At 37.6% G+C, this 21,342-nt stretch carries 27 protein-coding genes; 26 read left to right on the top strand and 1 reads right to left on the bottom strand.

The genetic code is table 11. The features are described from left to right. The first annotated feature begins 7 nt into the window (after positions 1-7). From ACRCJ0_RS00740 to ACRCJ0_RS00660, 17 genes are all read left to right on the top strand, one after another. Complete coding sequence (locus tag ACRCJ0_RS00740; protein WP_431389168.1) at positions 8-1,348, top strand: phage portal protein; 1,341 nt, start codon at positions 8-10, stop codon at positions 1,346-1,348. Positions 1,349-1,350: 2 nt separating this feature from the next. After that, positions 1,351-2,247 carry a minor capsid protein gene (locus tag ACRCJ0_RS00735; protein ID WP_431389167.1) on the top strand — a complete coding sequence of 299 codons (897 nt, stop codon included), beginning with the start codon at positions 1,351-1,353 and terminating at the stop codon, positions 2,245-2,247. A gap of 51 nt (positions 2,248-2,298) precedes the next feature. Further along, a complete protein-coding gene (locus tag ACRCJ0_RS00730; RefSeq protein WP_431389166.1) occupies positions 2,299-2,592 on the top strand; it encodes a hypothetical protein in 294 nt (97 codons plus the stop codon). A gap of 105 nt (positions 2,593-2,697) precedes the next feature. After that, positions 2,698-3,294 (top strand): DUF4355 domain-containing protein, encoded by a 597-nt coding sequence (locus ACRCJ0_RS00725; protein ID WP_431389165.1) that lies wholly within the window; start codon positions 2,698-2,700, stop codon positions 3,292-3,294. A gap of 16 nt (positions 3,295-3,310) precedes the next feature. Next, positions 3,311-4,171, top strand: coding sequence for a hypothetical protein (locus ACRCJ0_RS00720; protein ID WP_431389164.1), 861 nt, complete (start codon positions 3,311-3,313; stop codon positions 4,169-4,171). A gap of 11 nt (positions 4,172-4,182) precedes the next feature. After that, positions 4,183-4,473, top strand: a complete 291-nt coding sequence (locus ACRCJ0_RS00715) for a hypothetical protein (RefSeq protein WP_431389163.1) — start codon at positions 4,183-4,185, stop codon at positions 4,471-4,473. An 8-nt stretch (positions 4,474-4,481) separates the two neighbouring features. Continuing rightward, on the top strand, positions 4,482-4,823 hold the full coding sequence (locus ACRCJ0_RS00710; protein ID WP_431389162.1) for a phage head-tail connector protein: 342 nt from the start codon (positions 4,482-4,484) through the stop codon (positions 4,821-4,823). Next, on the top strand, positions 4,820-5,140 hold the full coding sequence (locus tag ACRCJ0_RS00705; protein WP_431389161.1) for a hypothetical protein: 321 nt from the start codon (positions 4,820-4,822) through the stop codon (positions 5,138-5,140). Before ACRCJ0_RS00710 ends, ACRCJ0_RS00705 begins: the two co-directional genes overlap by 4 nt. Beyond that, on the top strand, positions 5,137-5,502 hold the full coding sequence (locus ACRCJ0_RS00700; protein WP_431389160.1) for a hypothetical protein: 366 nt from the start codon (positions 5,137-5,139) through the stop codon (positions 5,500-5,502). Before ACRCJ0_RS00705 ends, ACRCJ0_RS00700 begins: the two co-directional genes overlap by 4 nt. 4 nt (positions 5,503-5,506) lie before the next feature. Continuing rightward, positions 5,507-5,914 (top strand): DUF5072 family protein, encoded by a 408-nt coding sequence (locus tag ACRCJ0_RS00695; RefSeq protein WP_431389159.1) that lies wholly within the window; start codon positions 5,507-5,509, stop codon positions 5,912-5,914. A 15-nt stretch (positions 5,915-5,929) separates the two neighbouring features. Beyond that, positions 5,930-6,403 (top strand): phage major tail protein, TP901-1 family, encoded by a 474-nt coding sequence (locus ACRCJ0_RS00690; RefSeq protein WP_431389158.1) that lies wholly within the window; start codon positions 5,930-5,932, stop codon positions 6,401-6,403. A 10-nt stretch (positions 6,404-6,413) separates the two neighbouring features. Next, entirely contained in the window at positions 6,414-6,716 is a 303-nt protein-coding gene (locus ACRCJ0_RS00685) for a segregation and condensation protein B (RefSeq protein ID WP_182023406.1), read from the top strand. Positions 6,717-6,805: 89 nt separating this feature from the next. After that, positions 6,806-7,153 carry a phenylalanine racemase gene (locus tag ACRCJ0_RS00680; RefSeq protein ID WP_325756521.1) on the top strand — a complete coding sequence of 116 codons (348 nt, stop codon included), beginning with the start codon at positions 6,806-6,808 and terminating at the stop codon, positions 7,151-7,153. Then, entirely contained in the window at positions 7,154-10,231 is a 3,078-nt protein-coding gene (locus ACRCJ0_RS00675) for a phage tail tape measure protein (protein ID WP_431389157.1), read from the top strand. After that, a complete protein-coding gene (locus ACRCJ0_RS00670) occupies positions 10,231-11,205 on the top strand; it encodes a hypothetical protein (RefSeq protein WP_431389156.1) in 975 nt (324 codons plus the stop codon). Before ACRCJ0_RS00675 ends, ACRCJ0_RS00670 begins: the two co-directional genes overlap by 1 nt. Beyond that, entirely contained in the window at positions 11,205-13,052 is a 1,848-nt protein-coding gene (locus ACRCJ0_RS00665) for a peptidoglycan DD-metalloendopeptidase family protein (protein ID WP_431389155.1), read from the top strand. Before ACRCJ0_RS00670 ends, ACRCJ0_RS00665 begins: the two co-directional genes overlap by 1 nt. Before the next feature lie 11 nt (positions 13,053-13,063). Then, positions 13,064-13,312: a hypothetical protein gene (locus ACRCJ0_RS00660; protein ID WP_431389154.1), complete on the top strand. Its 249-nt coding sequence runs from the start codon at positions 13,064-13,066 to the stop codon at positions 13,310-13,312. Here ACRCJ0_RS00660 and ACRCJ0_RS00655 read toward each other — a convergent pair whose 3' ends face one another. After that, on the bottom strand, positions 13,313-14,077 hold the full coding sequence (locus ACRCJ0_RS00655) for a hypothetical protein (RefSeq protein ID WP_431389153.1): 765 nt from the start codon (positions 14,075-14,077) through the stop codon (positions 13,313-13,315). A 107-nt stretch (positions 14,078-14,184) separates the two neighbouring features. On the opposite strand from ACRCJ0_RS00655, the gene ACRCJ0_RS00650 reads away from it, so the two are divergent. The 9 genes from ACRCJ0_RS00650 (at position 14,185) to ACRCJ0_RS00610 (ending at position 20,967) form a co-directional block, all read left to right on the top strand. Next, entirely contained in the window at positions 14,185-16,467 is a 2,283-nt protein-coding gene (locus ACRCJ0_RS00650; RefSeq protein WP_431389152.1) for a M14 family metallopeptidase, read from the top strand. A 130-nt stretch (positions 16,468-16,597) separates the two neighbouring features. Further along, a complete protein-coding gene (locus tag ACRCJ0_RS00645; protein WP_431389151.1) occupies positions 16,598-17,077 on the top strand; it encodes a hypothetical protein in 480 nt (159 codons plus the stop codon). A gap of 66 nt (positions 17,078-17,143) precedes the next feature. Further along, entirely contained in the window at positions 17,144-17,542 is a 399-nt protein-coding gene (locus tag ACRCJ0_RS00640; RefSeq protein WP_431389150.1) for a hypothetical protein, read from the top strand. Next, positions 17,542-17,823 (top strand): hypothetical protein, encoded by a 282-nt coding sequence (locus ACRCJ0_RS00635; protein ID WP_431389149.1) that lies wholly within the window; start codon positions 17,542-17,544, stop codon positions 17,821-17,823. Before ACRCJ0_RS00640 ends, ACRCJ0_RS00635 begins: the two co-directional genes overlap by 1 nt. 3 nt (positions 17,824-17,826) lie before the next feature. Beyond that, positions 17,827-18,087 (top strand): phage holin family protein, encoded by a 261-nt coding sequence (locus ACRCJ0_RS00630; protein WP_431389148.1) that lies wholly within the window; start codon positions 17,827-17,829, stop codon positions 18,085-18,087. Continuing rightward, the gene (locus ACRCJ0_RS00625; RefSeq protein ID WP_431389147.1) at positions 18,087-19,319 is read left to right on the top strand and encodes an N-acetylmuramoyl-L-alanine amidase; all 1,233 of its coding nucleotides are present in this window, start codon (positions 18,087-18,089) and stop codon (positions 19,317-19,319) included. The genes ACRCJ0_RS00630 and ACRCJ0_RS00625 overlap by 1 nt, the downstream gene beginning before the upstream one ends. Before the next feature lie 217 nt (positions 19,320-19,536). After that, entirely contained in the window at positions 19,537-20,016 is a 480-nt protein-coding gene (locus ACRCJ0_RS00620) for a Panacea domain-containing protein (protein ID WP_431389146.1), read from the top strand. Positions 20,017-20,023: 7 nt separating this feature from the next. Continuing rightward, positions 20,024-20,509: a hypothetical protein gene (locus tag ACRCJ0_RS00615; protein WP_431389145.1), complete on the top strand. Its 486-nt coding sequence runs from the start codon at positions 20,024-20,026 to the stop codon at positions 20,507-20,509. A 191-nt stretch (positions 20,510-20,700) separates the two neighbouring features. Then, entirely contained in the window at positions 20,701-20,967 is a 267-nt protein-coding gene (locus ACRCJ0_RS00610) for a hypothetical protein (RefSeq protein WP_431389144.1), read from the top strand. The last annotated feature ends 375 nt before the right edge of the window (positions 20,968-21,342 follow it).

The following is a 21,342-nucleotide window of genomic DNA, read 5'->3' as shown; positions in this document are numbered from 1 at the left end:
GTTGAAAATGGTATTTGTATATTCACGAGAAAAGGAAATTACACCAGAAGTGGTTAATGATTTCATCAAAGAACACCAAGCAATTGTTCCACGATATGAGGAGCTGGCAAAACTTTATAAGAGCCAGGCGCCTATTCTAGAACAAGAAGATAAAGACGAATATAAGCCAGATAACCGTATTGTGGTTAACTTTGCAAAGTACGCTGTTGATACCTTCAATGGCTTTTTTATTGGTATTCCTATCAAGATTCAGCACGAAGATGAAGAAGTAACGGAAATGGTAAACGACTTTATCAATCGACAGAATCTAGACGATGTAATTGCTGAAGCATCTAAAATGTCTAGTATTTATGGAAATGCTTTTGTATATGCGTTCCAAAACGAAGAATCAGAGACGTGTGTGGTGCATAATAGCCCATTAGATATGTTTGTGGTGTATGACGACACGATAAGCAGAACACCACTATTTGCGGTTAGGTACTACCTTGACGAAGAAGAAACGATTGTCGGACAGTTATTCACAGAAACATATCAATTACAATTTAGAGCTGATGGCGAAAGTCTTGTATTTGAAAATGAAGAAGCTCATTACTTTGGTATTGTTCCTGCTATTGAATTTATCGAAAACGAAGAACGCCAAAGTTTGATAGAGCCAATTGAAACGCTTATAAATGCTTATGACAAGGCAATTTCAGAAAAAGCGAATGATGTGGACTACTTTGCTGATGCGTATCTATCAATCCTAGGCGCTGATATTGGCGATGGCATGAATAGCATTAGAGATAATCGGATCATCAACTTGTTTTCAACTAATGGCGAAATTGATGCACAAAAAATTAAGATTGAATTCCTAGATAAGCCGGATGGCGACACTTCACAGGAAAACCTATTAAATCGTATTGAGCGATTGATTTATCAAACCTCGATGATTGCAAATATCAATGACGAGAGTTTTGGTAATGCTAGTGGCGTGGCTTTGAAGATGAAATTACAGCCGATGACGAACTTGGCCATCATGAAAGAACGGAAGTTTACAAAAGGTTTAAGCCAGTTATTCAAGCTTTTCTTTACTTTGCCTACCAATGTACCAAGTGGTAAGAAAGACGAGTGGAGTGGGCTAAAATACACCTTTACACGTAATATCCCAGAGAACATTGCTGATGAAGCTTCAACTGCTGTCAAGTTACAAGGAATTGTGTCAAAAGAAACACAACTTTCTACACTATCATTTGTGGATAATGCAGCAGAAGAAATCAAGCGGATGGAAGCTGAAAGAGAACAGGCGTCATCAGACGGTTATAATACTGATGAAAACGGTGATTTTATTGTTGATGAAAGTGGTGAATAGTCATGAACAGCAAGGAATATTGGGAACGGCGACAAATTGACCTTTTTGCTAAACAAGACAAGAACGATGATAAGTTTGTGGCTAAAATGGCCAAAGAGTATGATCGTGTGACTAGGAACCTAGAAGAGGAAATCGCACAATATTACGCTAGATTTTCAAAAGATGATGTCATTGAATATCGTCAAATGGTTCAGCAATTGTCTGAAAAAGAGCGAACATTGTTATACCAAAACTATGATGTGTTTATGAATAAGCACCCAGATTTACGCCATTTAATGCCTGTAAGGCAGTCTATTTACAACTTGAATAGATTAGAAGGTTTACAGCTTTCAACTCAACAACAATTGCTTGGATTGGGCGTAATTGAACAGTCAGAATTTAATAAAACACTCACTAAGGCTTATGAGAATGGTTATCTATCCAGTATGAAAGGATTAGACAACGCTCAAGCCTTTTTTCGTGTAGACCCACTTGTGATGCAGGCGACATTAGATAGCAAATGGCTAGATGGAAACAACTATTCAGATAGGATTTGGGATAACAAAACAAAACTTATCAATACACTGAACAATGAAATTCGTGATGGTTTAATCCGAGGTGATAGCTACAATAGCATGATTAAAACATTGCGACACAGAACAGACGTTGGTTTAAGCGATTCAACTAGGTTAGTCCGAACGGAATCGGCTTATATCTTGAATGAAGCAAATACTAAAGCCTTTCAAGAAGCAGGTATCTTAGAATACGAAATAACTGCTGTTATGGATGCAAGGACAAGTCCAACGTGTAGAAACTTAGACGGTGAACGTTTTAGCTTTAAAGAGCGTGTTGTGGGTGCGACAGCGCCACCTTTTCATCCATGGTGCAGGTCTACAACTATTCCAGTTGAAAATTATTAGGAGCGTGATCCTTATGTATCTTGACTAGCAAAGTGCTGAAGGAGAATTAATATGCAAGTAACATGCGACAATTGCCATAAAGAGTACGACGTGGTCATGCGAATGGACAGAATCGGCGACATTGAAAAGAATTACTTTAAATGTCCGCAATGTCAAACTGAATATATCACCGCCTGTATTGACTCGAATATCCGTAAAAAACAATTGAAAGTTAAAAAGCTAAATCAACAATTAAGATTGCTAAATGATGAACAGAAAATCATCAAGAAAGTTAATCAGATTAATGATCTAGAATTTGAAATTAAGGAAGATATGGCGGAATTAAAAGAGAAACTTAACCATTAGTAAACGCTAGTGGTTTTTATTTTGCCCAAGCATTGAAGGCATTAAAAGCTATGGATACGTGCAAGCATTTATTCACGTTAAAAGATATGGAAGGAGTTAAATACAATGAAATTCAACTTACAATACTTTGCTGACGACAATGAGCCAATCGAAAACGGCGGTGAACCAGTAGATGAAACAATCAAAGATACAGAAACGCCTGATGACAAGGAAACTCCGGAGCTTAAATATTCAGACGAAGATGTGGATAAGATTGTTCAGAAAAAGCTGGCAAAAGCCAAAAAGGATAAAGAAGCCGCAGTCGAGGAAGCCACCAAGTTAGCAAAAATGAACGAGGACCAAAAAGCAGAATATGACCGTGAGCAGTTAGAAAAAGAATTAGCTGAATTGCGCCGGAAAGATGCTTTTTATAACTTGTCAAAAGAAGCCTCAAAAATGCTAGCAGAACATGATATTACGGCTGATGATGAATTGCTCCAAGTAGTCGTCAAAGACGATGCAGAAGGCACTAAACAAGCCGTAGAAAGCTTTGTCAATCTATTCAATGCCAAGGTTAAGGAAGGCGTTAAACAAGCGCTAGCGGGCAATTCGCCTAAATATCCTAACACTGGCAAAACACTTACAAAGCAACAGATTATGGATGAAAAAGATGCAACTAAACGGGTGAAATTAATTCAACAAAACTCACAACTTTTTAAATAATAAGGAGAGATAAATTATGGCAGTAGAACCAAACTTAACAACAGAATTAGGAACAGCATTATCAATTGATTTCGTGGAGCAATTCGGGCAACGTTTCCGTACGTTACAAGAATTATTAGGTGTACAGCGTACATTACCATTGGCAGCAGGAACATTAATCAAAACTTACACTTCATCTGTGACATTAGATGGTACACAAGTAGCACCGGGTGATATTATTCCATTATCTCAAGTTACTTTAGAAGATGGACCATCTCACGAGTTGGAATGGGATAAAAAACGTAAAGCCGTAACTATGGAAGATATCCAAAAATATGGTTTTGATCGTGCAGTTACATTAACTGACAACAAATTAATCAATGAAATCCAAAAAGGTGTACGTACTAAATTGTTAACTCAATTATCTACTGGTACAGCAACCGCTACTGGTACAGGTTTACAACAAGTTATGGCTAAAAACTGGGCAACAGTTACAGCTAAATTTGATGAAGATGATGTCCAAGTGGTGTCTTTCATTAACCCATACGATGCCGGTGATTACTTAGGGAATGCAAACATCTCTACTCAATCAGCATTTGGTATGACATACATTGAGGACTTCTTAAACAACCGTGTTGTATTCATGTCCGCACAAATTCCAGAAGGTACTGTTTACTCAACTGCTGACGGAAACTTAGTTGCAGCATACGCATTGATGTCTGGTGGTCAAATTAACCAAGCATTTGATTTCACAACTGACTCAACTGGTTTAATCGGTGTAACTCATGACATTAACAAACAACGCTTACAAGCGGAAACAGTAACTGCATACGGTATTGAGTTATTTGCTGAACGTTTGGATGGTATTGTAGTCGGAACAATCGCACCAGCAGTTTAGGGGGATAATCTATGAACAAGGTAATTAAAGCATTTGTGGACAAACAGGACGGTGGACGACTTTATGAACCGGGGGTAGGTAAGACCTATCCTCGTGAAGGTTATGAGCCAACCGCTGACCGCATCATTTTCTTGCGTGACAACGGATATATTGAAGCTTTAGAAGCTGAAGAAACTGAAGCAAAAAACCTTGATGCATTAACCAAAGCTGACTTATTAAAGTTGGCGACAGAAAAAGGTATCGAAGTAACTGATAAAAAAACGAAGAAGGAAATTATTGTAGCTTTAGAAGCAGAAAAGTAGGTGATTAAATGGCACTTACGTTTGTAAAAGATCGCGTGATTATTCGAAAGCCAGAACTTGAAGAGAGTCCGGTATTAAATGAATTTGTCAAAACAGCATCTGACCGGATTAACATTCGTGTGGGCGAAACTGAATTGCCAGTTGAGCTTGAAACGGTGGCTGTTGAAGTGGTTTGTGCCTTGCATAATCGTATGTATTATGAGGGTATCAAATCTGAAAATGCTGATACATTTAGTGTGTCATTTGTAGACGATGTTTTGCGTGAATACGAAACAGATTTACAAAGGTACCGAGAAAAGAAAGCAAAAGATGATATTGAATATCGTGGAGGAGTGGTGAATTTCTTATGAGGTTTAAACCACTCTTTTTATATTCAAATCAACTGATTGGCGAAGATGAATTATTTAACCCGATTTACGATTTAGTCGAATTTAAAGAAACCACAGGACGGTTTACGACATGGACCGAAAAGGAAGTCGCTTTAGACGTCAGAAACGTGACAACAACGAGCCGAAAGATACTGACAAGGGAATTACAAGCAAACTTGCTTAAAACCTCTAGAATCGAATTTGAAGGCAAATTTCATAACATTAAGGAAATCATAGGCGATGATACAGACCGTTGGCGCATTGTAGTGGTTGACCGCTATGGAAGTGATGAACCGTGAACATTGAATGGCGAGGTGTTGAAGCGTTAAGCAAAAAGCTGCTTGAAAAAAGTGAAGCTGATTTTGCAGAAGTTGGCAGAAAGAATATCCGTGATATTTATTCACGTTCGCAAAAGAATGCTTATAGCGGTGGGAATGTCCCCGCTGAAGGTGGTACGCCTGTAGACACAAATGAATTGCGTATGTCGGCTAAGTATCGTGATGATGAAATGGGGTATTCAGCCCCTTATGCACCGCATGTTGAGTACGGTCATGTGACTAGAAGTGGGAATTTTGTTCCCGGCCAATACTACCTGAAGAAAAGTGTCGATGCACAACGTGAAATTTATAGGCAAGACTTAAAAACCAAGCTAAAGGAGTGATAGCGTGTATCAGAAAATGAGCTTTACAAGCATTATTGCTTCAATTATTAAGCAAGTGCGAGTGAATACAGGTCTACCATGCTACGACAGCGTACCAATTAATGCACAAAGGCCATTCTATGTTGCTGAAATGGTGGGTAGTTTACCTGAAAAAAGCAAAACAATGATGAAAGACCGCTATCAAGTCGTCATGCATGTATTCGCTGAAGGTGGTTCATCGGTGCCGATTTATAATGCCATTCAAAAACTTGAAGAAGCGTTAACTGTTGATATTGAGTTGCCGGATGATTACGAAGTGACGTTGCAAATTCCGACTGGCGTCAATCAGATTATGGATCAAGCTGAGGGCAGTAAACATGCTGTTGTTGGCTTTGATTTTGTTGTGTTTAGCGGATATAAGATGAAAATTTAAAGGAGTGTATAAAATATGTCACAAGAATTAGAAACACAATTAAAAGGACAATTAAACAAAGCGATTGCAGGTAAAGATATTCTCTTATCTGTGTGGGATTCAACTGGATCTAAACTAATTGCGGTCGCAGGCCAACAAGGTCTAACTATCAACCGTGATAAAGATACAATCGAAGTAACTTCTAAGGACTCACAAGGTTGGAAACAAAACATTGTAGGTTTCAAAGAATGGTCAATCGACAATGATGGGGTTTATGTTCGTGACCACGATTCACACAAATTGATGAAAGAAGCTTTTGACGGTGATGACCCAGTATTAATCAAAGTAACTAACCAAAAGGCTAAAACTGACTTATTTGGCGGTTTAGCATTAGTGACTAGCTATCCTATTGAAGCGCCTTATGACGATGCTGTGACGTACACTGTAACCCTTACAGGTACAGGGGCTTTAGTCGACTTAGAAGATACACCATCACCAGCACAAGTCTAGGAGGTAATACATGTTTACAATTGATGACGTAGTTTACAATTTAAAATTTAATAAACGCAAACAAATGATTATTGAAAAACAAACAGGTAAGTCCTTAATGGCTGAATTTAACCAAACAAATGGAATGGTTTCGCAATTAACGTTGCAAGCGATGTTTACCGTTGGTTTAGTTGAAGAAGGGGAAGACAAACCTGTAAATGGACAAAAAGCGATTGATATTTATGACAAAGTATTAGATAACAACGGTTATCAATCATTAGTCACTGCCACTATTAACAAATTTGTGGAAGATATGGGTTTTTTATTCCGCTAGATCTGATTGAATCAGAATTTACGAGTGATAAAGACCTTACACCAAGGGAAATAAAACTAATAGAACTAGCTAGCGACTTTCAAAGCGAAATGGAGCTAGCTTTTTTTGTTGTTGATTTAGGGATGTCCTTATCAGATTACCGGTCATTGACTGAAGCTGAAAAGCTTTTTATCAAAAAACGGAGTGAACAGAAATTCATCCACGATACGACTTGGCATAGAAACGCGACGTTAAATGCTGAAGCTAATATCAACCGTGGGAAAAACAAGAAGTTTATTGACTTATTTCCTAAAACCAACAAGGCAGACCTTGAATATAACCACAAGGCAATTGAAACCGTTCTTGAAATGGATGCGACTCAAGGTAAGTCGTGGGTTGACAAGATTTTCCAAGCGAACGGTATGCAATTAACAAATAATAAAGAAAGGAGCAATTAAATGGCAGATTATGTTTTAAGCGCCAAGTTGACTGCGGATGCTAATGGTTTTTCTAAAGTATTTCAACAAGCAAATCAGCAACTGACCAATTTATCAAAAGGCGTGCAAAATGCCGGGCGTGAGATTACTGGTTTCGGTAAAAATATGACCATTACAGGCGCCGGAATGACAGCAGGGTTCACTGCTCCTTTCTTAAAAGCAATCAAGACCACAGAAGATTTTGAAGCCTCTATGACCAAGGCTGGTGCTATTGCCGGTGCAAGTTCTAGTGAGCTTGATAAAATGACCGAATCAGCATTGGAATTAGGTGCATCAACGTCATTAAGTTCCACAGAAGTTGCAAATGCAATGACTGAAATGGCCGCTAAAGGTTTCGATGCTACGCAAACAATCGCAGCAATGCCCGGTGTAATTTCAGCCGCTGAAGCTTCTGGTGAAGATCTAGCGTTAACTGCTGATACTGTGGCTAGTGCATTGAATGGTTTTGGTCTTGCAGCTAGCGAATCAGGCCGTGTTGCGGATATTTTAGCAATGGCGGCGAATGCAACTGCTGCAGGCGTTGGTGATATGGGTAATGCGTTTAAATATGCGGCGCCTATTGCCAACTCGTTAGGTATTGATATTGAAGAATTGTCAGCTTCAATCGGTATCATGACCAATGCAGGTCTTGAAGGCGGACAAGCGGGTACAACATTAAGGCAGGCTTTTTCTCGTTTAACGAAACCGACGAATGAAGCAGAAACGGCAATGGAAAACTTAGGTTTTTCTGCTGTTGATTCGAATGGTAATTTCAAAGACTTAACCACAATTGTTGGTGAGCTAAACTCATCAATGGACGGTATGACTGAAGCACAGAAAATGGCAGCACTGTCTACTATTTTTGGCACTGAAGCGGCTTCTGGTATGAATATCTTGTTAGCGGCTGGTCAAGAAGAATTAGCTGGTTTAACTGCTGAATTAGAAAATTCAGAAGGGGCTAGTGCTGATGCGGCCGCTCAAATGAAAGATAACTTGAACGGTGCTTTAGAAAATCTAACTGGTGCAATAGAATCAGCAACTATTTCGATGATGAGCAAGTTAACGCCTTTCTTACAAGATTTAGCAAGTTGGGCAACTGGAATCGTTGAACAATTTAACGGATTGAGTGAAGGAACACAAACACTCATCGCCTTTGGGACATTAGGTATTGCTGCATTAGGTCCATTGTTAACTATCATAGGTGTAATGACCATGGGTATCGGTGGGCTGGTAACAGCTATTGGTTTCCTAATTAGTCCAGTTGGCCTTGTGATAAGTGCCATAGTAGCTTTAGGGGCTGTATTTGGACGTCAAATGGCTACCAATGAAGCCTTTAGGACAAATGTATTTAGTGTATTTGAAGCGATTAGAAGCAAAGTTACAGAAGTGATCAATACCCTTATTCCGATAGTGTCAAATCTATGGTCACAAGTTCAACCAGTGCTTGAAAGTTTTGGGTCTAGTATTTCAACTATTTTCCAAAATATTGCACCACAAATCATCCCAACATTACAGAATTTAGGTTCACAGATTGCTACTGTTTTTGAAACGGTATGGGGCATTATCCAAGCGGTAGCGCCTATATTCACTACACTATTTAGCAGTATTATCAATGGATTTAATTCGGTAGGTGGTGCAACTAGCGGTTTTGGTATCAATCTAAGCACCGTTTTAATCGGTGTTAGTCCATTAATAAAAGGGATAATTTTATTGTTCCAAAACTTTGGACCACAAATCGTAAGTGCTTTCCAACAAATCGCAAGCATGGTAATTCCAGTAGTGGCAACAATAGGTACTGCCTTAGGTCAACTAGCAGCGGCAGTTATTCCAATGCTGACACAAGCAATGGCCAGCTTAGTACCAACAGTCATGTTGATTGGTCAAACCTTTATGGCGATTATCACGGCAGTTTTACCAGTTGTAATTTCGCTATTTAATCAATTGGTACCAATCATTATGCAGTTAGTTATGGCATTTATGAACGTGGTAGCGCAAGTAATGCCATTGGTTGCAACTTTAGTGAGTGCTTTACTACCAGTAATCCAAAGCATTATACAAGCGGTAATGAACGTGGTTACATCGGTGGCTCCAGCAGTTATAGCGATAATCCAGATGATTGTTGCAGCAATTAATGCGATGTTACCAATCATCATGTCTATTATCACGATTGTGGTCCAAGTGGTGTCGGCGGTAATTGCTACCATTTCACCAATTGTCGCTTTTATAGGAACTGTAATTTCAGCCATTATGTCAGTGATCACACCAATCATCGTGTTTGTAGCTGGTGTAATTAGTTCCATAATTGCAGTTATTACGCCAATTATTACTGTTGTCACTGGGATATTTAACACAGTTTTCACGGTTGTAAGTGGTATTTGGCAAAACATTATGACCTTTATAGGTTCAGCAATTAATGCCATTGGGCAAATTATCAGTAGTTTGACTGGTATTGTAGGTAGCGTTTTTAACTCAATTTTCAGCACTGTTACTGGCACCATGCAGAATGTATCAAGCACAATCACAAACGTGTTTAGCGCTATTCAAAATGCGTGGACAGGGTTACAAAACTTTGTTAGTGGCGTATTCAGTGGTATCGGTAGTGCGGTCCAGCAACTTGTAAACCAAGTTAAAGGGTTTGTCAACGATGTAATTGGTGGCGTGAATGCTGCAGTTGGTTTAATCAACAAGATTCCGGGTGTATCAATCGGTACAATTCCTTACTTACAACATGGTACCGATAACTGGTCTGGTGGTTTTGCAATGATGAACGAAGGTGGCCGTGGTGAGCTTGTAAACTTACCGAATGGTGCCCAAGTAATTCCGCACGATGTCAGCATGCGCTATGCTCGTGAAGCTGGACGGATGAACGCTGATAACACTGGTAGTAAATACGTATTCAGTGGGACAGATACAAGTAGAATTGAAAGCTTGCTAACTAGAATTGCGGAAAGTGGCTCACAGATTATCCTTGATACAGGCGAATTTGTAGGGGCTACATATCCACAATACGATAGAGTAGGCGGAAGTCATGCAAGTTTAGTAGAAAGGTGGGGTGGATAATGGAACAAATCATTGAAAAGATTAATTTTGGTGAATTTGACAGCCAAAAGCGCAAAATGCACTTGTTAGAACGTTCCGCCCCAACGCCTGCCAGAAAAGAGAAACGGAAATCACTAGCGTATATGCAGGGTGATTACGATTTTTCTGGACTAGACGGCCAAGAGTATCACGAAAACCGTGAATTATCATATACATTTTACGTGTTAGAACGTGATTACGATTATCGTAAACATAATCAGACGGTAATTGAAAATGAATTGATGAGATATGGCGAAATGCCGCTGTATGATAGCTATTCAGTTGGTTATTACTACCAAGCGAAATGTATGGGGGTGCGTGTAACAGATGATCACTTATCCAACAGATTAATTATCGAAATTACTTTCAAAGGATATCCTTTCAAAACAAGTATTTTACCAGAGGGTCATGATATTTGGGATTTATTTAATTTTGACTTGGATGTTAGTCAGTCTACCAGTTTTGAATTTAAATCGAATTGGAGTAATTTCAAGCAATTAAATGTTGGCGACTTGGCTACCTATGGCGCGTGGGCAACTCAATATTATGATCCTAATACCTCAACTGGCGGTGGCGCTAGTATTAGTCCTAGATTTCATGGGATTACTTATAGAATTGTGGATAAGATTGCGGTAAAATTCTCTGATTTAAGGCCATCTAGGTATGCTTATAAGCTAGCTAACCATGATGGCTGGCTACTAGAACAGGATATATTGCAAGCTCAAACTGAGTTTTTGGATATTATCTTAGTAAATTCAGGAATTGCTGACGTACCACCTAAAATCACAACCAACCACAAGGTCACAATTGTGCGTGGCAATGAGATTTATAACTTAATGCCCGGAACGTACGAGACAGAACAATTCGTTTTAAAATCGGGCGAAAATAGCCTGCAACTATATATCCCTAATGTTACTTTAAAGATTGATTTTACTTGGTATAAGGAGCTGATTTAATGTATCGTGTGACAATTTATGATGGACCAGACGACCCAGTTGGGGAACTTATCCATATGGACGGTGCTAAAATTCGAAAAGCTCCTTTTAAGCTGCATTTGAAAAAAGAAGGTATTGATGATGTTTTAATAAAGATGAATGTCAACAATCCCGGATGGCTTAAGATGCACCCAAAACGTACACTGATTGAAATTTATAATGAACGTACAGGTAACTATATTTTCAAGGGTAGAGTATTAAAACCCACAAGAAAAATGAATGAAACTGGCATTTTTACAAAAACTTTTGCTTGTGAGGGTAGACTAGCCTATTTACATGATTCAGAGCAATCGTGGGAGAAAGTGCAAGATACAACTATTGCGGATTTTTTCAAAAAATTGATTGAAAATCATAATGAGCAAGTAGAACCTTATAAGCGTTTTAAAGTTGGACGTGTAACGGTCAAAAACAGCACTGATAACGTTTATAGGTATATCGGATATGGTAGCACCTATGATGAGATTAAAGAGGACCTAATGGACTCTCTAGGCGGATATTTGCAGTTGCGTGATGAGCCAGACGGTACCTATATTGACTACCTTGAGGGAATTGGGGAAGTTAGAGAAGAACCTATTCATCTGAAGAATCGGCTGCAATCTTTTGAAAGTGAAATTGACCCAACTGAAGTAATCACTAGAATTCGAGTGTTGGGCACAACGATTGATGAAGAACCAGAAGAAGGTGCAGAAGAAACACAAGCTGTTAGTACCCCTAGAATCACCATGGCTAGTGTGAATAATGGTCTTGATTATATTGTGGATGAAGCGCTAGAAAATGAATTTGGTATTCAATACGGGACTATTATTTATGATGACGTCCGTGAGCCGACAACACTTTTAAATCGTGCCAAATCGTACAGAGATGCACAGCAATCAGCCAAAATAAGCTACTCAATTACAGCGTTGAATATTGACTTAATCAGAACTGATGTTGAAGCTTTGGTCCTAGGGAATACTTATCCAATTATGGCCAACATTGAATTTAACACAGTTGATTATTTGCAGATTGTTGAAATGATAATTGATTCTGAAAACTTACAGAAACACCAATTGACAGTCGGATCTACATTCAAGACTTTAACGCAATATCAAACGCTGCAAGCTAAGCGCTTAACACAAGTGTACACGCTGAAAGCAACAGTTGATAGGCAGTCTAGACAGTTGAATTTAGTCTCTTCTGGTCAAAAGCAACTTTCGGAACTGTACAATGCCGTTTCTGAAAATGCTGGTAAAGTACCAGACATCGAGAAACAACTAAAACAGATTTTAGAAAGCCTTGAAAATGGCGGTGGAAGTGTTGTTGATGAAAACGGTTATGCAACCAATAGAGTTTTCCCAGTCGACTACACTTTAGAGGGCGTTAACTTTTTCGTTCGTGAAGGTAAAGCAGTTGGCTCAATCGAATATGACATGACCTATGGCATGCGCGATGGCGTGCTGCATAGCGGTCATGATATTGGTACTAATGGCGATAGAAACTACACAGCCCACGCAACGACTGATGGAGTTGTCCGTAAGGCTGAATTTATGACTGGCGGAATTGGTAATGCGGTATACGTGGAACATACTGGTGACAAGTTCTGGTCAAACTACATGCACTTGAAATCAATCAGCGTGTCAGTGGGTCAGACCGTAAAAGCTGGAGACGTTATCGGTGTAATCGGTGGTACGGGCGGAGATTACGCACCGCACTTGCACTTTGAAATTAGTCCAGATGGGAACTTCCACAGTGGTGGGAATACAGTGAATCCACAAGCGTACCTTGGAATTACTGGAGATAATACGACAACGTTGCCGAGACCAGTTTAGGAGGGATTTTTATGAATGTTTATAAAGTATTGCCTAACTATTATGATAGAGATATGACAAACGCAATTATCGTGGTAGCCAGAAATAAAAATACTGCACTAGAAATAGCCAAAAAAGGGAATCCTTTTGATGTTAGAATTCCCTTAGAGTATCAAAATAGAGTGATTTGGTGGAAATACGAGAAAGAACAATATCCGTTAATAGTAGAAGAAGTAGATCTAACTACACCTCATGTGGTGTTAGCTGAATGGATAGAATAACTAAAAGTTGTATTCTATTTTGTCTACACCCTTAACCATAATAATGTCGGAAGTTGCTATTATATCTTGATTAGTGAAAGACTTAATAGTTGGATTGTAGTTCAGACTTAACCCAAACTCTTTTCTTAAGCTTAGGATTAACTCATGAGCTATTTGTCGAATTGACGAAAGATGTAAATATTTAAAGGGTTCACCCTTTTCATAGGTATGAGTATTTAAGGGACCATTTTCTCTGTATAACATGCTGGAAATCCCTTTAGATAGTTGGTAAAAGTCTTCTGGTAAGCTTTTGTCTATATGTGCCCCTCCATCTTTATTAGCAACGTATGTAATTAATTTTTTTCTACTAAAGGAAGTGGGGGCGCTTGTAAGTACATTCTGGCTATACCACGTATCAAAAGAAACCCATTTTCTATTATTAGATTTAGTGAAGGTCGGAATAAACCAGGGTTCGCTTATATATTGATTTGAATCCGCCTGGACAAATACTTCTACTGGAATCACTAACCCGATCTGAAAAACTACGTTCTTTGGAGATGAAACGGTAGTTAAAAATTTCATAGATTCCTTTCTATTTAATAATTGTAACAGGCTTTGAGAAGTTTTTGTGTCATGTACTAAAACTCGGATATTAGTTGCAATTTGTTTCGCATATTTAAAATTTCCAGAATCAAACATTTTACAATTATTTATTAAGAATTCTAATTGTTCTTCTAGAGCTTCGATATAGTCAGATGATTCCCGCTCAATATTGATATTTTTCAAAAATAAAACCTCCTTTCTTATAAAGGAGTATATCAAATAAACAAGGCATTAAGACCACAAATATATTTTGTGGTCTTTTTTAATACAAAAATAAAGGAGTGTTATATTTGGCGTACGAAAATAGAGATTATACCCATTTGTCAGAAAGTGAAAAACAGAATATTAACCTGATTGCCGAAGCAATAAGACATAAGGTATACGGTATTGATGTTCGAGAATCAATCGCATTAGCAATCGAATTAATGCTAGATATTTTCAGTAAAGAAAACAATGACGCTTATGCAGAAGTTGTAAAGGCTAGAAATGGATTTGGCAGTTTAGATGAGCGATTAGATAATATGTTAGCAGATATGCAAAATATATCAGTAAGTCAAATCAATAAAAACTTAGGTAAGATTGACCAAACGTATTTAACAGACGAACTGATTGCTCAAATTGCGGGTACTACCGCTATTAATGCTATACCTGCTGATAATAGTTTGACCACTACTCAATTTGTTGACAAATCTGTCACGCCTGAAAAAACTAGTTTTATAAAAAAATCAACGAATATAATTCCATTCTCAAATCTAAAATATGATACAGCATTAGACAGTAGTGGTGAGATTTCAAAAACAGGATACGTTACGACGGGTTATTTACCATTAAAGGCGTTTGAAAGTCTTCAAACTGCGTATGTGAGTAGTTGGTACTCTTACAACTCGAGTTACGGGTATATCCTTCCGGGTACAGGTAATGTGCCCGCAGTAGGTGGGGATAGATATATTAGGTTTGTATTTTTGGAAACATACCTCGACAAAGTGCAAGTTAACAAAGGCGAAACTTTATTACCTTACGAATCGCCCTATGGATACATTATTGATTCGATGGTAGATGGAGTTTCTATAAAAAATGGCGCTGTGACTTCTGATAAAATCGCAGAAAATACAGTTACGAAATCTAAGATACCTCTTTACGAAATTGGCACCGCTGAAATTTCAGATGGTTCTATGATTCCAGAAAAAACTAATTTTTTTAAAAAGAGTTCAAACTTGTTTAATAAGAACAACGTGACAATAGGGAACATATCAGCTTCAACAGGAGAGTATATTTCTGGAACTAATAGAATTAGTGAAAAAATATATGTTGACAAAAATGCTGATTATATTTACAAAGGCTCGGCTGTACGGGTATATTTTTATGACAGAAACGGAAAAATGATAAAAAATATTTTAAACAGCAGCGCAGATGAAATTTTAAAAATCACAACTACAAGCGACACTGTATATTTAGTATTTGTCATGAATTTCAGCAAAGTTAGTACTTTGCAAGTAAACAAAGGTGCGACTTTACTTGATTACGAAGATTATTATGTGACTTTGAAACCGGAACTTTTAGAAAAAACAAACAAGCATTTCGAGTTCGCAAGTAAGGAAATTATAGGAGATTACTTCCCAGTAACTAAAACTCAATTAAACATTGCCAATGTTGATGGAATTGATCACGATAGTTTAACAGTATCTCAATTAGATAATCTTTGGTCTACACTAACTACTGATTATCCTCAATATGTAACTAAAACAGATCTAGGTTATGACGCTAGTGGTACTTTTAAAATTTATGAATATGATTTTAAACCAAGCGAAATCGTTACCGCAAGAGGTAGCAAGTTCAAAGAGTTACCAACGATCCTTCTCACTGGCGGTACTCATGGGAATGGCGGAGCTGGTGACAATCACGAAATGCTAGTAGGGCTATACTATTTCTTCAGAGATATTTGCGAAAACTGGCTTGAAAATGAACAACTTTACTATTTTAAAAACTTTGTCAACTTCAAAGTTATTCCATACGTAAACCCTTGGGGAATTGAAAACCGTTCTCGGAAAAATGCAAACGGGGTAGATATTAACCGAAACACAGATTTTGGTCACGTTGTGTTTTCGGACACAACTAGAAACGATTATGGCGGAACAGCGCCTTGGACGGAGCCTGAAACTAGATATGTACGAGATATGATTTTGGCTAACCCTAATGCCATTTTCTATATAGATTTCCACACGACTGGCGGTAATCAAGCTCAAGACAAGTTGATGTATTGTAGTATTCATCCAGATAGTCTGATTAACTATCCGTCAATGACATCTATTACAGATTTAAGCAATCGGTGGAACGCTCGAAACATTAGCGGTTTAAATAGTGGTATTCACGGGTACATAGTTGACTATGCCAGCCAAGCAGATTTAGGCAGTTGGTCTACTAAAGTAGCTGGGGTCAACGGGGGCATTATCGAAGCGTTCCCAAATTTTGAAGGAAGTTTAGTGGAGTCGCATGGCGCTGAAATAATGGAAATGGCGCAAGAAGAAATCGGACAATTTATTTGGGCTTCATTGAAATATTTCAAAGAAAGATAAGCAACCACTAGCGTGATTACTTTTTTATTTTTGAAAGGAGCGTGAGAAATGAATAAAAGTAAAGATCAGGTATCCTGTCAGACGCCCAAACAATATGCTATATTATAATAAAAGTTTGGGAGTGGGTTTTATGACTGATGCACAGTTTCAAAGGTTACTTGACGCTATAACTGGCATAATCGTAGATATGCCAACGTGGTTAAGTTTGATTTTAGGTTCATTGTTGACAATTTTGACTAGTATAATTTTTTCATTATATGAGAGTTTCCAAAATAAAAAGTTCAAAGAAAATCAAATTGACAGTTTAAAAATGCGGCTAAACAATTATCTCAATTTTTTGATTACAGAAAAAGATACTGCTTTGTTAAAAAAGGAGCTAGTGCTAGAGGTTGCATGTAAAATTGAAAAGGAATTAGAATCTCTATTAAGTTTACAAAATGAATTAAAATTAAATACAGACGATATAAATAAGGTTATGATAAATCCTATTCTTATTAAACAATATGTATTGATAGATTTTAACCCAAGCTTCGATGGGTTGTCCCCTTCAATGGTTAGAGCAACTAGAGACAATGCTAAAAAAATTAAATCAGTAATTTCAAAAATATAATTAATAAAGAGGTTAGTTTTTTTCTAACCTTTTTTTGTTGCATAAATTTAGAAAGGAGCGTGAGAAATGACAATTAAAGATGAGATTTTACAAGAAAAGTCGAGAGGTTCGTTTCCATTTTTTGGGTTCTCCATTGCAATACTTAGTCTATTCTATGGAGGTTTTCTGCTCATATTTGGGGACTACATGCACAGTTTATTTAGCAAGCTATTCGACCTAATTCCTGATTGGCCTATTGCGCTTTGGCTAATCGGGAGTGCATTAATAAAACTAGTGGGTATTCATAAAAGACAAAAGCAGCTTATGCGTATCGGTATCGTACTCCTTAGCGCCGTTTGGACAGCGATTGCCGCAGTATATACTGTATTTAGCTTCACTACGGGCTATCCAAGTCCATCATTCTTATTCCTGATATTTATAGTGGTAGTATGCTATAGAGTATCTAAGAAGGGTGACTTTGGTTAATGGAGGTTAATGAGTTACTAACTGTACTCATTGGTGGTGGGGGTGTCGGCGCAATCATCGCTGCAGTTATGACCAGACAAACAGCAAAAGACAAGAATAAAATTGACTTACTCGATAGGACCTACAAGGAAATAGAACGACTTGAGGCCAAACTAAAAGAAGCAGAGGAAGAACTGGATAAAGAACAGGACGCGAACGAAGAACTTCGTAAGGTGGTAGCTGACTTGAAAGAGAAGGTAAGCATTTTACGTATTGAATTAAAGACATTGAAAGGGGAATAGATAATGGACATTTTAAATTATGTCGTGCAAGAAGGACTGGTCATGATTCCAGTCCTTTTTATTATTGGTGAGATTGTGAAAGGTACTGAATTACTATCAAATAAATGGATACCATTAGCTGTGCTGATTATTAGTATCGGCTTTACGCCACTAGTGTTAGGTTTTTATACCGCTGATAACATTGTCCAAGCTGTACTAGTAGCTGGTGTAACTGTGTTCGGTAATGAATTGATTAAGCAATCAAGTAAAGGAGATGGTGAGTAATGTCTTACACAATTCAACAAGCCCTAACCTTGATAAACAAAGGTACTAAAGGTTTGAACAACCCACAATGGATTATCGAACATTTCGTGGGTGCAGCAGGTCAAGCATGGGGGAATGCTAACTACTTTAAATCAGTATATCGTGGCGCTTCAGCACATTACTTTGTAGATCCTAACAATATTGTACAAGTGGTAGAGGACGATACGCCAGCGTGGCATGTTGGAGATGGATATCGAACTGGTAAAGGTACTTACAATGGTTACCATGGTTATGGTGCAACAAACAACAACTCAATCGGTATTGAAATGTGCCAAGACGCTTCAACCGGTAAAGACGTTTGGCATTGGGAATTCGACCCTGAAACTGTCAAACGTGCTAAGTGGTTAACTAAACAATTACAGAAAAAATATAATATTCCAGATGATCGTGTAATTCGCCACTACGATGTTTCGGGTAAAATCTGTCCAGGTAACTGGCAATGGAATGACTGGCAAAAGTGGAAACAATTCAAAGCTGAATTGGCTGGGTATAAAGTGGCACAACAAGCTACAAACACAACTCAAAATGACGGTTATGTTTCTGTTACTGCTAAAATGCACAAGGTACAAACCGGTGAAACTTTAGGTACAATTGCTAAGAAATATGATATGACTGTTGACAACTTGGTCAAATGGAACAAACTAGAAAATCCTAACCTTATTTTCCCAGATTCAAAACTATACGTGGCTAATCCAACAACCATGAAATCAACTGGTCAACAACTGTACTTACCAGCAATTGCTTCAACTTGGAGAGTGTATAATGCCAATGGTCCTTACACCACCGGTAACGAGGTTCACACACTGACACCTTCGGCTTTCGGTGGTTTAACTTACGATATTCTAGGCAACCCGGCGCCACACGTTTACTTGATTAAGACAAGCGTCAAAGGTACAGTAGCTATCTATGCCGGACCGGGAACAGGCGCTACTATCACTGGCAAAGGCGGTAGTGTTGCTAACAGGACTAAGAAACTATACTTACCTGCAAGCGCTGATACTTGGCGAGTATATCGTGTCAAAGGTCCTTATACAGTTGGGAATGAGATCCATCTATTAACACCAAAAGCGTATGGTGGGTTAAGTTATAATATCGTAGGTAACCCAGCAAAAGATATATACTTAATTGACACAGAGATCAAAGGACGAGTGGCGATTTATGCTGGGTCAGGTACTGGGGCAACAATTAAATAGTTTTAAATTAGTAGAGGTAGTGGGCTTAGTTGTCTGCTACCTCTTTTTTTATTTTGTTAATTCGTTATAAATTGTGTTATATAATGTTAAACTTTATCAAATTATGCTAATTTTTATAGCATATCTATTTCATTTTTATATTTAGTGTAGTATATTTTAGTTAACGAACAAACTAGACAACTCTTCGGGGTGTATCTAAATAAAAGGAGGAATAGATATGTATACTGCAAACCAAGTTTCCGATTGGTTTCTAGTTAAGCATTCGTCAGAGATGCAAACAGACGATGCTAATGACGAATATCTTACTCAGATGAAATTGCATAAGCTTCTATATTACGCACAAGGAGTAAATTTAGCTTTATTTTCAGAAAAGCTCTTTTCTGAAGACTTACTTGCATGGAGACATGGTCCGGTTGTAAGAGAAGTTTACGAAAGATTTAAAGGACAAAGAGAAATTGGAGAAGAAATTTCTGATGAAGAACTTGAAAATTATGAAGAAATTTCTGATGACCTTGATAATAGAATGGTATTAGAGGTAGTATATGAAACATTCGGTGGATACAGTGCTGCTAAGCTACGTAATATGACTCATGAAGAAACTCCATGGATTGAAGCGTATGAGAGTCGGAATGAAAACGATGTTATCTCTGAGTCAACAATAAAAACATATTTCGAGAATCATATTGTAGAGAAATAGTAATTCAATGGCAAAAATCAATTTTAAAAATGAATATGAGAAGCAAAAAGCAACTATAACAAACCTTGCTCTTAGAGAAGCTCGACAGCCTGTATATATAACTTTTAATTTTAGCTTTATGACTAACTCAAATGAGTTCAACTTTAAAAATGATAACTTAACAAGTGATCATAAAGATTATATTTTTAGACGATTGTTCGAACTGTCCAATAAAGATATGGTAAGTCTCACGGCTAATACCAATAAAAAATGGGGATTAGAAAGTTTAAAGTTAAAAGAGTTGAGTAATAAAGACAAAATAAAACAAATGAGCTTGCATACGAAATTTCAGGATTCCGTTCGAAATGAGTTATCTGGAGAAAAGTTTTGGGTATTCAGATTATGTCCAAATAACAATCCTTACCCCACAAGAATAATTGGAAAAATGATTGATGATACATTTTACATGATGTTCCTAGATCTAGAACATGAGTTATACGCTAAAAGAAAATAGTATTAATCTGAAAACTTTTGTAAATTATTTATCTCCCCCTCACCCTAACCGGTAGTGGCAAATTTTCCATTAAAATAACTCATATTATTTATGTGCTTCGCTCCCAACTCAGCACGTTAAAAGCCCTCAATGCTTGTTTAGGTGGTTGGGGCTTTTTTTGTATTTCCTGTTATAATGTATTCGGTGATAATATGAAATTAATATCAAAAAATAAAGTGAGTAATACATTCAGCATACCTACATGGTTAAAATCAAAAGGATACACCTCAAACTTCGACTATGCTAAGTTAACCACTTATGCCGGTAGTCCCGTGTACAGTCTATTTAGATTAATAGATGATAAATACATTACCTATGCAATCGTGGTAATTGACGGATATGGATATGTATTTGAGATGACCAAAGGCAGCAGGGATGTTGTTAGTGAGTTTGAACAGGAAATATCTACATTAATATAGAAAAAGCCCCTATAAAACAAGGGGCAAAAAAGGGGCAAATATTTTTCTCTTTTATATCTGTGGTGACCTGTGATAAACTTAAAAAGTTGATTTTATACATTTTCTACTTATAGCGATGTCTAGTTAAAGCTTTCATCAGTGTCAGTTTATCCAGTAGCTGCTGAATAATTTGATATTCAAAGAGCGCTTGAACTTAAGGTTCAGGCGTTTTTATTTTGCCCGAAAAAAATCCTATTATGAGTCTAGAACAGCTTAGGCTAGCGCTGCTATTTAGGCAGAAAGATAAGATGGATGTATCTGTGATGTCATATCGTATGTTTTAGGACAGACTATAGTCGCAATGATTGACAGGAAGCCATTCTTCGTTGAAAATAG

This window comes from Aerococcus sp. L_32 (assembly GCF_050689315.1).
This window is presented reverse-complemented; position numbering and strand designations above follow the sequence as displayed.